This is a genomic window from Petrotoga sp. 8T1HF07.NaAc.6.1, assembly GCF_016772115.1.
Lineage (GTDB): Bacteria > Thermotogota > Thermotogae > Petrotogales > Petrotogaceae > Petrotoga > Petrotoga mobilis.
On the sequence record NZ_AUPG01000009.1, the window covers coordinates 82,791 to 95,205 of the forward strand.

At 33.1% G+C, this 12,415-nt stretch carries 13 protein-coding genes; 12 read left to right on the top strand and 1 reads right to left on the bottom strand.

Features of this window, described 5'->3' with window-relative positions; translation table 11 throughout:
• Positions 1–21 precede the first annotated feature (21 nt).
• On the bottom strand, positions 22–2,064 hold the full coding sequence (locus tag NAAC61_RS11225; protein WP_202695604.1) for a metallophosphoesterase: 2,043 nt from the start codon (positions 2,062–2,064) through the stop codon (positions 22–24).
• Positions 2,065–2,176: 112 nt separating this feature from the next.
• Here NAAC61_RS11225 and frr point away from each other — a divergent pair, with 112 nt between their 5' ends.
• The 12 genes from frr to NAAC61_RS07515 all read left to right on the top strand — a co-directional run bounded on the left by frr (position 2,177) and on the right by NAAC61_RS07515 (position 11,934).
• Entirely contained in the window at positions 2,177–2,740 is a 564-nt protein-coding gene (gene frr, locus NAAC61_RS07460) for a ribosome recycling factor (protein ID WP_103065065.1), read from the top strand.
• Positions 2,741–2,757: 17 nt separating this feature from the next.
• A complete protein-coding gene (uppS, locus tag NAAC61_RS07465) occupies positions 2,758–3,480 on the top strand; it encodes a polyprenyl diphosphate synthase (protein ID WP_041534266.1) in 723 nt (240 codons plus the stop codon).
• A complete protein-coding gene (locus NAAC61_RS07470; RefSeq protein WP_012208456.1) occupies positions 3,477–4,322 on the top strand; it encodes a phosphatidate cytidylyltransferase in 846 nt (281 codons plus the stop codon). Before uppS ends, NAAC61_RS07470 begins: the two co-directional genes overlap by 4 nt.
• Positions 4,323–4,331: 9 nt before the next feature.
• A complete protein-coding gene (locus NAAC61_RS11050; RefSeq protein WP_103065063.1) occupies positions 4,332–4,733 on the top strand; it encodes a prepilin-type N-terminal cleavage/methylation domain-containing protein in 402 nt (133 codons plus the stop codon).
• 114 nt (positions 4,734–4,847) lie between these two features.
• Positions 4,848–7,478: an alanine--tRNA ligase gene (alaS, locus tag NAAC61_RS07480; RefSeq protein WP_202695605.1), complete on the top strand. Its 2,631-nt coding sequence runs from the start codon at positions 4,848–4,850 to the stop codon at positions 7,476–7,478.
• A gap of 2 nt (positions 7,479–7,480) precedes the next feature.
• Positions 7,481–8,284, top strand: a complete 804-nt coding sequence (locus NAAC61_RS07485) for a patatin-like phospholipase family protein (RefSeq protein WP_202695606.1) — start codon at positions 7,481–7,483, stop codon at positions 8,282–8,284.
• Positions 8,281–8,919 (top strand): hypothetical protein, encoded by a 639-nt coding sequence (locus tag NAAC61_RS07490; RefSeq protein ID WP_202695607.1) that lies wholly within the window; start codon positions 8,281–8,283, stop codon positions 8,917–8,919. Before NAAC61_RS07485 ends, NAAC61_RS07490 begins: the two co-directional genes overlap by 4 nt.
• Positions 8,920–8,932: 13 nt before the next feature.
• Entirely contained in the window at positions 8,933–10,081 is a 1,149-nt protein-coding gene (locus NAAC61_RS07495) for a type II secretion system F family protein (protein ID WP_202695608.1), read from the top strand.
• Positions 10,059–10,484 carry a hypothetical protein gene (locus NAAC61_RS07500; RefSeq protein ID WP_121959735.1) on the top strand — a complete coding sequence of 142 codons (426 nt, stop codon included), beginning with the start codon at positions 10,059–10,061 and terminating at the stop codon, positions 10,482–10,484. Before NAAC61_RS07495 ends, NAAC61_RS07500 begins: the two co-directional genes overlap by 23 nt.
• A gap of 28 nt (positions 10,485–10,512) precedes the next feature.
• Positions 10,513–10,962 carry a hypothetical protein gene (locus tag NAAC61_RS07505; RefSeq protein WP_202695609.1) on the top strand — a complete coding sequence of 150 codons (450 nt, stop codon included), beginning with the start codon at positions 10,513–10,515 and terminating at the stop codon, positions 10,960–10,962.
• On the top strand, positions 10,943–11,353 hold the full coding sequence (locus NAAC61_RS07510) for a hypothetical protein (RefSeq protein WP_202695610.1): 411 nt from the start codon (positions 10,943–10,945) through the stop codon (positions 11,351–11,353). Before NAAC61_RS07505 ends, NAAC61_RS07510 begins: the two co-directional genes overlap by 20 nt.
• Positions 11,350–11,934: a hypothetical protein gene (locus NAAC61_RS07515; protein WP_202695611.1), complete on the top strand. Its 585-nt coding sequence runs from the start codon at positions 11,350–11,352 to the stop codon at positions 11,932–11,934. Before NAAC61_RS07510 ends, NAAC61_RS07515 begins: the two co-directional genes overlap by 4 nt.
• Positions 11,935–12,415: the final 481 nt, after the last annotated feature.

The following is a 12,415-nucleotide window of genomic DNA, read 5'->3' on the forward strand; positions in this document are numbered from 1 at the left end:
AAAGGGAGAACCATCTCCCTTTCACTTTTTGTATATGTAGAATTCATCGATTACTTCATCAATTGGAGTATATTGATTTGGGAAAAGAGGATTATCAACCCTCGCCACTGCTTTTACAGTAACTTTTATAGAATCTTCGTAAACATCAAAAATAATGTAATGAAGTTTTTCAAGCACGTGTTTAACATGCCAAGGCAACGGATCCGCTCCATGATTTGTATTTAGTTTAGCACCCCCTCCACCACTGGTTATAAACATAATTCCATCCTTGAAATATCTTTCGTAAGCGTGTATATGTCCGTTTATTACAACATCAACACCGTACTTTTTGAAAATAGGCAACCAATTTTTTGTGTTGAAATGACCTTCTGGAAGATTTTCTTCCATACTACCATACTCTGTAGCTGTCGTCCAAAAAGGATGATGAAAAGACACAAAGATAAACTTTTTATCATTATTGTTTTTAAGATCTTCTTCCAACCACTCCATTTGTTTTTCATAAAGATTTGAAGATTCTAAAATATTAGAATCTAAGATGACAAAATGTGAGTTTCCATAGTCAAAAGAGTACCATCTCTTGGAATAATCTCCACCACCACTTGGAAGCTCGAATGCCCTATAATAAAGTAGACTGTTTCTTTCGTGATTACCTAAAGCCATGTAATAGGGGATTTGAGAACTTAAAGGGTTTGCAGACTCAAAAAATTTACTCCAGCTCTTCTCTGATGTGCCTTCTTCCGTGTGATCTCCAGGCTTTAGAATGAATGCTGTATTTAGATCCGAATCTCCTACAATTCTATTAACAACGTAAGCGTGTCTTTCGTCATAGATTTGAGTATCTCCATAAACTATAAATCGAAAAGAATCAATATTTTCATCTAAAGGCTTGGTTTTAAAAGCCTTTTTTTCTGTCTTGACATCATTCAGAGTATAAGTATCTTCAACATTTATCACGTATTCATAGGAAGAATCAGGTTGCAAGCCAGAAAGTTCTATATAGTGATATTCCAAAGGAAACTCGTTTTGTATTTCTAACACCTTAGCTTCGCTACTTGAATCATAAACTTCTACAGTTGACCTGGCAGGGACAGCCATCCTGAAATTGATAGTCACACCATCTTCCTCTTTGTTAGTGAGGAAAGGTTGGTAAAAAAAGTAATTTTCTCCAACTTCAACAAAAAGGTCTTCAGACTCTACAATAGAGACAGATTCACTCTTCAAATTTCCAAAATCTACTTTAACTTGGAAATTCCCATAATCTTCATCATTGGGAAGATAAAATTCTGCTTTTCCTTTTTCATCAACTAGTTGAACATCTTGAATGGTTCCCAATTCATCTTCTACAACAACTCTCATGCCCTTAGCAGACTTTTCATTGTTCAATATTATATTTTTTTCGATAGTTGTATAACCTATACCGAATTTATCGTAATATCTTTTTTCTATTTCGCTAACGCTCTCACCAACGGTTATAACTCTCGTAAATTCAAGAACATCCTCAGGTTCAAGGGTAAAAAATGAGATACTTGTGGTCATCTCGTCGTTTGCTATAACCCTCTGAAATGTTTGATCATCAACTGGGAAATAGCCAAAGCTTCCAAAATCTTGCTGAAGAACTAATACATAGTTATTTAAGATCTTTGACTTTATAAAAAAAGGAAATGTGTCGGAGTAATCTATTATTTCATTCATTTGGACTCGTTTTTTTGTTTCCGTTTTGTTAGTTATCATAGTACTCAATAAGAGGTTTTGTTCTTGTAGGGTGTAAGTATTCAACACTTTGAAGTCGTTTTCATCATAAATGAAAGAAATCGAATCTTCCGAAGTTTCTACAATGCTGTTTTGGAGCTCTACACCTGAAATTAGAATTTTATGATTTGTGAAAAGACTTTTATTAACTTCATTACTTTTAAAAAGGGTTATATATCCATTTTCTTTAGAAATTCCTATTGTCAAATAGTTGTTGGATAATATATAATTATCCTGATAAGATGAAATTAGATCTGCTGAAAAAAAGAGTACAGACAAAATAGCAAAAAATGTTACGATAAGATACTTTTTCACATTAATGCCCCCTTTTCGTGTTTTTTCGCTCTTTCAATATTATATCATATAAGAAAAACCCTTTGGTGTGGTATAATATTTGCTGAATTAAATTTTATGCGGAGGTGAAGTCATGGCAAAGAGAAGTTCTTATGCGAAAGAAGCAGAAGAAAAAATGAAAAAAACTCTTGAACATTTCGAGGACGAATTAAAAAAAGTAAGAACCGGACGACCTACTACCGCTATTTTTGAGGATATAAAAGTCGATTATTATGGTATGCCTACTCCCATTAATCAGGTTGCAACCTTAAGTGTTGGAGAAGAAAGAACAGTTGTCATAACCCCATGGGATAAAAAGATGCTGGAACCGATAGAAAAAGCTATAAATGCTTCTAATTTTGGCTTTCACGCGATAAACGATGGTAACGTAGTTAGGGTATCTTTCCCAAATCCCACTATTGAAGAAAGAAGAAAACTGGTAAAAGCTATAAAAGAGATGCTAGAAGAAACAAAAGTGGCTTTAAGAAATATTAGAAGAGATGATATAAAAAAGGTTAAAGAAATAAAGAACGAGGGTTCAATAAGTGAAGACGAGGCAAAAAAATTCGAAGAAGAAATCCAAGAGATTTTAAAAGAAAATGAAGATGAGGCAGAAAAAATATTCCAAAGAAAAGAAAAAGAGATCATGGAGTCATAAATGTGGAAAATATAAGTATGAAACTTTCAAAAGTACCTGCCCATGTTGGTATAATTATGGATGGAAACGGAAGATGGGCAACTAAAAGTGGCTATGACAGAAACTATGGACATCAAAGGGGTGCTGAAACTGCCCTCAAAGTTATTGAGTGGTCTAAAGAATTTGGAATTAATTATCTTACCTTATACACCTTTTCAGAAGAAAATTGGAAGAGACCACAAAATGAAATAGAATTTTTATTTGATTTACTCATAAGATACTTTGAAGATAACCTTAAACGTATCATAGAAAATGGGGTAAATGTTAGATTTTTGGGAAGGATCAATAAACTGCCAGAAAGTCTCATAAAGACTTGTAAAGAAATCGAGGACATAAGTAAAAATAACAAAGATTTCAATTTGATCTTCGCCTTGAATTACAGTGGAAGACAAGAGATTGTAGATGCAGTAAATAAAATCTTGAAAGAAAAGAAGACAACAATAACAAAAGAAGATATTGACAGCAACCTTTATTTACCAGATGTTCCTTATCCTGATTTAATAATAAGAACAGCAGGTGAAGAAAGACTAAGTAACTTCTTACTTTGGCAATCTGCTTATTCTGAACTGTATTTTACAGAAACTCTATGGCCTGATTTTTCCTATGATGATTACTTCAACGCCCTTTTAGATTATTCTAAAAGAGAGAGACGATTCGGGGGTATAAGCAGTAAGTCTAAAGATATGGAGGAAAACCTTTGAATAAAAAAGAACTCTGGACAAGAGTAATATCAGGGGTAATTATTGGACCTATAGTTGTTTTTTCTTATTTAACGTATCCCACTCTTTTAGGATTGGTTACAACTATAGTGATGTTAGCTTCCTTTGAATTGATTGAACTATTTACAAGTGATGTCAAAAATAGTTTCATCAAGCTTTTGCTTACTTTTATTGTAGGAACATCCAGTCTTATATATGGATTCTCCTTGGAGGCTGAATATAGAGGAATTTTACCTTTTGAAAGTGAAGGAATATTTTTCTTAGCTTTCGTAGCGTCTGTATTTTCGATCATGCTCTTAGTTAAAGAAATAACGCACACAAAAAGGTTCATAGAATCTTCTGCATTAAGTATTATCTACGTATCTTTTTTCCTTTCAAACTTTTATTTGATTCATTTGAACTATGGACCAGGGATGGCGATTTTAGCATTAACTGCAGTATGGGCTTATGACGCCGGTGCATATTTTTTTGGGTTGAGTTTCGGTAAACATAAACTTTCTCCACATTTTTCACCAAAAAAAAGTTGGGAGGGATTATTAGGTGGCATCTTTTTCACTTTTGCTTATATATTTATATTTGATTCCATTGGGGTTTTTTTTGGAAGCATTCAAAAAATAACTCTCTTGCAAACCCTTATCTTTGCATTGATGGTGGGCTTTTTTGATACCATTGGAGATTTAACAGAATCAATTATTAAAAGATATTATAATGTAAAAGATTCTGGAGAAATTTTACCAGGTCATGGGGGAATGCTCGACAGAATTGATGGTTTGTTGATCGTAACCCCAATGTGGTATTTTTTGTTGAGAATACTGTGGATATAGGGGGCGAAAATGAAAAAGACAAAATTTAACGAAGGTTTCACAGTGGTTGAGGTTCTAATAGTATTGGGGATCATTTCAATCCTCGCAAGTATCGCTATCCCATCGGTTACGAGACTTATCAATCAAGCTAAAGCAACTAAAATAGTAACTGAAATGCAAAATGTTCAAGTCGCTGTAATGAACTATGGTATTTATAATTCAACCTTAAGTGGGGTGACGTTTGCTGCTCTCTTGTCAGACGGCTATTTAACTTCTCAACCAGAAAATATAGAAATAGTAAAAGATTCATCTACCCCATTAGAAATCAGAATCGTATATGACGGTGACTCACCTACCGCAACAGAGCTAAAAAAGATTAACAACAACATACTTATCGATAATGATACTGCCTATTTAGTAGTTAAATATTAAAAGAATAGAAAGCAGACACTTTAGTGAGGGTGGGAAACGGGACAAAGGGTTACTGACAGAAGTTTTAGAGTTTTCAAAGAAAGAATAATTTGAAAAAAATAGGAGGATTTCTATATGAAATATTTTACCTCTGAAGAAATCAGAGAAAGTTTTTTGTATTTTTTCGAGAAAAAAGGGCATAAAAAGTTACCTAGTTCCTCATTAATTCCCAACGATCCTCAATTGTTGTTTACGGTGGCTGGAATGGTCCCTTTTAAACCAATATTTTGGGGAAAAGTTGAACCCACTTATACGAGAATCACCACATGTCAAAAATGTTTAAGAACGAACGATATAGAAAATGTTGGAAGGACCCCCAGGCATCATACTTTTTTTGAAATGTTGGGGAACTTTTCTTTCGGGGATTATTTCAAAAAAGAAGCCATAAAATGGGCTTGGGAATTTTTAACAGAAGAATTAGGACTTCCAGCAGAAAAATTATGGGCTTCTGTGTATGAAACCGATGACGAGGCTTTTAATATCTGGAAAGATGATATCAAAATACCTGAAAATAAAATACTAAGATTTGGTAAAGAAGAAAACTGGTGGGGACCTGCAGGTCCAACCGGTCCATGTGGCCCATGCTCAGAAATATACTTCGACACAGGGTATGCCGAAAACTGTCCAGACCAAGAAAATTGCACTCCCGCCTGCGATTGTGGTCGTTTTGTCGAGATTTGGAACATAGTTTTCACTGAATATTATTCCGACGAAAACGCAAACCTATCCCCTTTACCAAGAAAAAACATTGATACCGGTGCGGGTTTTGAAAGAATCTGCGCAGTGGCTCAAGGTAAATATGATAATTTTGACTCCGATCTATTCAAAGAAATAATAGAAGAAATACAACGAATCTTTGGTGTAAAATTCAGAGAAAATAAACGTAAAGACGTATCAATAAAAGTAATAGCCGATCATTCAAGGGCGATTGCTTTCCTAATATCTGAAGGAATTATACCATCAAATGAAGGAAGAGGCTATGTTTTAAGGAGATTAATAAGAAGGGCTGTACGACATGGAGCTTTGTTGGAAGCAAAAGGCCCATTTTTAAGCAGTATCCTTGAAACAGTGATTAAAAAAATGGGAAAAATCTATCCTGAACTCATCGAAAAAGAAGCTTTAATCAAAGATATTTCCTTTATGGAAGAAGAAAAGTTTTTTGAAACTATGGAAAAAGGAATGGAAAGGTTAAACAACATAATTCAAAACTTAAACAACGAAACTACATTACCGGGGAAAATAGCCTTCGAACTTTACGATACATACGGATTTCCTTTGGACCTCACAAAAGAGATATTATCCGAAAAAGGGATAGAAGTTGATGAAAAAGAATTTACAGAACTGATGAACAAGCAAAGAGAGATGGCAAGATCAGCTTCGGGTAAAGTAGAGTATGATACAGAAAAACAAATTTACAAAGAAATCGATAAATTTTTGACTCCAACTGAATTTATTGGTTATGATAAACTAAGTACGACAGAAGAAGTTCAGCTTATAATAAAAAGTAATAGTATTGTCTCACAAGCTCAAGAAGGTGACGAAATCGAACTCTTCTTCCCTAAAACGCCCTTTTATGCAGAAAGAGGAGGGCAAGTCTCAGATAAGGGTATTATCTACAATGAAACATTCGAAGCTGAAGTTATACATGTCAAACCTATAAGAAATGAGATAATATCTCACCTAGTAAAAATAAAAAAAGGTAGTATAAAAAACGGAGAAAGAGTATTTCTAAAAGTTGATGAAAAAAAGCGAAAAGCTACAGAGAAAAACCATACAGCGACACATCTTTTGCATTCTGCATTAAGAAAAGTAATTGGAGAGCATATAAGGCAGGCTGGTTCATATGTAGCCCCGGAAAGATTAAGATTTGATTTCACACATTATGAACCTTTGACCCAAGATCAAATAAAGCAAATCGAATACCTTATAAACGAACAAATACAAAAAGCTATCCCTGTTAACATATACCTAAAAAGCTTAGAAGAAGCAAAAAATATGGATGTTATAGCCTTATTTGAAGAAAAATACGGAGAAGTGGTAAGAATTGTGGAAATAGACGATTTCTCAAGAGAGCTCTGTGGAGGCACACATGTTTCCAACACAGGAGAAATTGGTCTCTTCAAAATTTTGGAAGAATCCTCTATTTCATCAGGAGTTAGAAGAATAGAAGCTATTACAGGTTTTGAAAGCCTTAATTATGCTACAGAATTGGAAAGTATTATGACTATTTTATCTAAAATGTTGGATTCATCAAGGGACCAGATACCTGATAAAATCGAAGGTATTCTAAAAACTATAAAAAATCAGGAAAAAGAAATTAAACAACTTCAATTTCAGTTGGCCACAAAAAATATAGAAAGATTAGCTGAAACTCCACAAATCATAGAAGGCGAAAAGGTGGTAGTAGCTCAGTTAGAAAACTTAGAAAAAGATGTTCATGCTAACACGGCCGATATCCTACTTCAAAAGTTGGGTAGAGGCGTTGTGATCCTTTTCAACAAGAGTAACAATGATCAAGTAAGTTTGGTAGTAAAAGTATCAAAAGACACTTCTAAAAAGTTCCACGCCGGAAACATTGCAAGAAAAATAGCCTCTTACTTAGGTGGCGGTGGAGGCGGTGGACCAACTTTTGCACAAGCCGGCGGAAAATATGCTAATAAGGTGAAAGAAGTGATAGAACACATAAATGATTTTATGGAGGTTTAATATTGCTTGGGGTTGCTTTATCTGGAGGTGGGGCCAAAGGCGCTGCCCACGTTGGAGCACTTTTAGAACTTGAAAAAATGGGAATTAAATTTGATATCGTTGTTGGTACAAGTATTGGCGCACTCGTAGGTGCTGGGTATGCCATTTTAGGTAATTCCAACTTATTGTATGAATACGCTTTAAGGTTACAAAAAGCTCCTTTTATAAAAAAAGCACCCTCATCTCGTAAAATACCTCCTATTTTGACGTGCATAGGTGCAAACTTGCTACCGTCGGCTTTACCTTCTTTTCTTTATTTTTATATATTAAAAAGGGTATTTAAAGATGTTACTTTTGAAGATTTGAAAATTAAATTCTATTGTACAGCGGTAAAAATGGATAGTGGAGATTTGGTAATTTTCCGTGAAGGACCTTTGTTCCCAGCTTTAAAGGCTAGCATGGCGATGCCTGGTGCATTCAGACCCTTTAAAATAAACGGTAGCAAATACATAGATGGTGGAACTCTGGAAAAGCTACCTATCCTAACGGCTAAAAAAGTTGGCGCAGATAAAATTATCGCCCTAAAACTTTTATCAAAGAAGATAAAATACGAGGAAGTAAAAAATGCCTCCCAAGCTTTTGATAGGATGGATACAATAAGAGAAAATATATATGATAATTTAACAGAAAAATTTGCTAACGTACTTATCGAATTGCCCACAGAAGACTTTAATACTTTAGATTTCACACAAACAGAAGCTTTAATAGATACTGGAAGAAAAGCTGTTTTAGAAAGAAAAGAAGAAATCTTGGAGAAAATATCATGATTTTAGTAAGTGGAGGATTTGGATGGCAAGGAATTAAAGCAGCTGAAAAATTAAAAGGGTTGGATCTATCCTATTACGATAAAATCATCACCAACGGCATCACAGGATTTTGTATCGCCTGTTTCCAACTCAAAAAAGAAAAGATTCTTCATCAAAGTATAAAAAGCTTAAAACCCTACTTGAACACAATAGACAAAGATTACATCTTTTTTGGAAACATAAAAAATTGTCTCAAACTTTCTTCAAATTTAGGCAAGTATGAATATCAATTAGAAGAAGATGCTGAATTAAACATTCCCTTAGAAATCGAACTGATAAATTTAAAGACTGAAGAAATAACAGCTAAAAAGATCACCACCATTCAAGAAAGTTTTTTCTATTCTACCCTCTTACCTGGTATCAGACCACCATTTCAAGGATGGTACAATACCGCTTCATTTTCAAGAACACCTTGCTACTCATTATTAAAATACGAAGGTGAAGAAATAGAAATCTATGATTCACCATATAATTATCACAAATCTTCAACCATACAAAGGTTATACAAATCCATTCAGGTTATGAGAAGCAGATACTTTTACGAATTGGTCATGGATGAAATAAAAACAAAAAATAAGGTACATTTCAAAGGATAAAAGAAGGGAAAAGGTGAAAAAACTTTACAAGGTGGAAGTTGAAGAAAGATCATCAAATAAAAGATACGAATGTCTATTACTTGTAAAAGATAAAGATGAAATTTATCATATTCTTTCTAACCTCAACATCAGAGTTATCAACATCAATGTTGATAACTTTTATTTCAACAGTAAAAAATTCAATATCGATCAAATGATCAGCCTTGTTGATAATCTGTACCTCCTTGTAAACTCGGGGCTGACCCTCTTTGAAGCTATGGAATTTTTAGTTTTCAACGAACAGGTTGATAAGTTCATAAGAGGTGTTGTTTTTAAAGGATACTTTTTAGTGAAAAAAGGATTAGACTACAAAACCGCATTTGATTTTCCTGAAATAGATAACTACTTTAGGTATACAATAAACATCTCAAAGACAACGCTAATTTTAAGAGAAAACTTATCCAATTTAAAAAATTACTATAACAACGTCAAACTTTCCAGGTCTACCGCTGAAAAATCATTAATTTATCCACTACTAATTCTTTCATCAATTTTGGTTTTACTTTTTCTTCTAAATTTTTGGGTTATTCCACAGTTTTCTACTCTTTTAGGATACGATATTAATCTTAACTTATCAACTTACATGTTGATAAGTATGTTGATATTTTTCTTCTTTGGGTTGATAATTTTCTGGATAGGCAAGGGAAACGATATTTTTTGGACAAAGATTCCGTTTTTAAAGTCCTTGTACAAGAATTACATACTTCACGAATTCACAAGGAACGTTAACTTACTTTTAAAAAGTGGTCTCACAATATACAACGCTTTAGAAATAGTCCTTTCTAATACAAATTCACAGTATATATCATCTACTTTCTTAACAGCCTATTTGGATATAGAAAAAGGGAAAGATCTTACCGAAGTTTTTTCAAAAATAAAAGACGTTAAAGAATTTTCTTTAACAATGAGCGTTTCAAAAAGGAAAGGAAATTATAAAGAGGTGTTTGACTTTTTAGAAAACTATTATTATTCATCTTTTAAAACCGCTTCAGATAAGATTATGAAAATGATCGAACCTGTACTTATAATATTTTTATCTGTAATAATTTTGAGTCTGGCATTTGAAATTTATTCCAATGTCTACTTGGGGGGGATAAAATTTGAAATGGGGGGTACATTCTAAATCTCATAAGGAAGGCTTTTTACTTATGGAAGTGCTAGTTTCTTTAGGTATCGAATTAATCTTGTTCTCGTCGATAGTTTTTTTCACTGTATATCCACTTCAAAAATACTTTTCATCTCTTACGGAAAGATTCATAGCTTCAGAGGTGGTGTATAAAACACGAAGCGCCTCTACCCATTACGGAGAGGATAACAACTTAAACGGAATCCTACGCTCTCAAATAGTACAGGGAAAATTAAAAATCGTGACTTATGATATAAGATACAGAATAGAAGATCAAAGTAGCCAAGATCTATTATGGAGCTTTGGAAAGATAGTCGGAAGGGGAGGCAGAATTGTAAACAGCGAAGGAAAAACCATATTCAACGTCGTTCCAGTCACGGGAGCGCTCACCAATCCATGATCTATCTTCAAGCCTTTGGAGGAAAATTATGATTAAGTTCAAATACAAAGGGAAAAAAGTATGTATAAATCATATTGATTGTTTTATTAAACCATTTGAAAATGAATTTCAACTGAGAAAAATATACTTCCAAGAAATAACGGATAAAAAAATCGCTTTTAAAAAGATTCATTCTTCTGATAAAGAATATTTCTTGGTAATCGATACTATCGACTACAAAAAATCAAAAAGATCTTTATTCTTTGACACTATTCTACCGGTTCAATCCATTCTTTTGAAAAAAGTCTTAGAATTCAAAGAGGGTAGATACGTTTTAGGTACAGATTTTTTCAATTATGAATTTATTAGAAACAAAGAATTCGCATTTTCAGGATTAATAGTTGACGAAAAACCAACATACTTTTTTAATAATCAAGAATTGAAGGAATTAGCAATAAAATATTTGGAGGATAAAAGAATTGTTCCTGTTAGAATCTAACGTTAGAAAATTTCTGAAATACACGCTAATAACAATAATAATTATACTTTTCGTTCTTCTCGTTGTTGAAAGTTATGGCAAATATCAAGAATATCTGAATATCAAAAGGATGCAGAACAATTTAAATTATACTTACAACAACTACCTTTACAAAGTTGCCAACCAAAGGATGGTCGTAGAAGAATTTTTTGATTTCCTAACAGATAACAACTTCTTTCTAATAGAATTCAACTACTCCTTGACCGATGGACTAACAGCAAAAGTTGCAACCTTTATGGAACCAACTCAGAAAATAAAGAGCAAGTACTCCATATCAGAAGTCTCTAAAATAAACATGGGATCCAATTATTACGTGGTTCTTGAAATTAAAGAACAAGGAGTCAACCAATGAAACGCTATCTATTTATTATTCTTTTGTTGATTATAACTTTAGTGTATATAAAAAATTATGAAATTGAATCACCGAACCTAAAATTCTCTCTCCATACCATATCAGAAGTAGAAAGCAACTTCTTATCAGAGCCTCTACAAAAAGAGTTAGAAAATATTTTATCTTCTGATCTTTTGTTGGAAAGTATGATTATAAAAAGAAATAACGATTCTTTTCTTGAACTTGGGGATAATTTTGACATCGCCGTATCCTTTTCATACCCTAACTTTGAGTACAGCCCATCGGATGTTATTAATAATAAAAAATTATACATAAAAAGCTCAAACATTTTCAAGCCTTTAAAAATTGACTTATTAGATCTATGGTCACAAAAAGATAACTTGCCTAAATATCAAAAAGAAGGGGTAGAATTCTCAGGTTTTTTCATAGATTCAGAAGGAAGAAATACAGGGTTTGTTTATTTCTTCGATGAACTTATAAAGCTTTCCACTGGGGATAAATTGGGAGAAGATTTGGTATTGGCGATTTTCAATGATGGAATTTTAATTCTCACTCAAGATAAGAGACTATGTGTTCTCTAGTCAATTCAAATTCCTTTAATTTTCCCATCTCCACTAATAGTATCTGCAAGAAAAATTAACTTCATGTGAATTTTTATTTACTCTTTCGTTATTTTTTATCCCTCTAAGAATATTCGAATTTCTTCAATCTCTCGCTTACGTATAATATGGCCTAATGCATGTTTTATAGATTTTTCAAAATATGGTATAATTAAATTGACAAACAAAATCTAAAAAAAGAGAGGCCAGACATGAATGAATTAGTGCACAATCCTCATGATCTATTCTTCAAACGAATTTTCAGTGACATAAGGATAGCTCGAGATTTCTTATGGAACTATCTACGTTTGCTGCTTTGTGCAAACTAATTTTTTAGATGATTTTGACTTTGAACTTGTTTTCGTGGATCTTAAGGGGCTTGCCTTTTGCTGGTTTATGTAAAAAAATCTTTTAAAACAAAATTAGGTTTTGGGGATCTTAAGGGGCTTGCCCCTTAATGTGT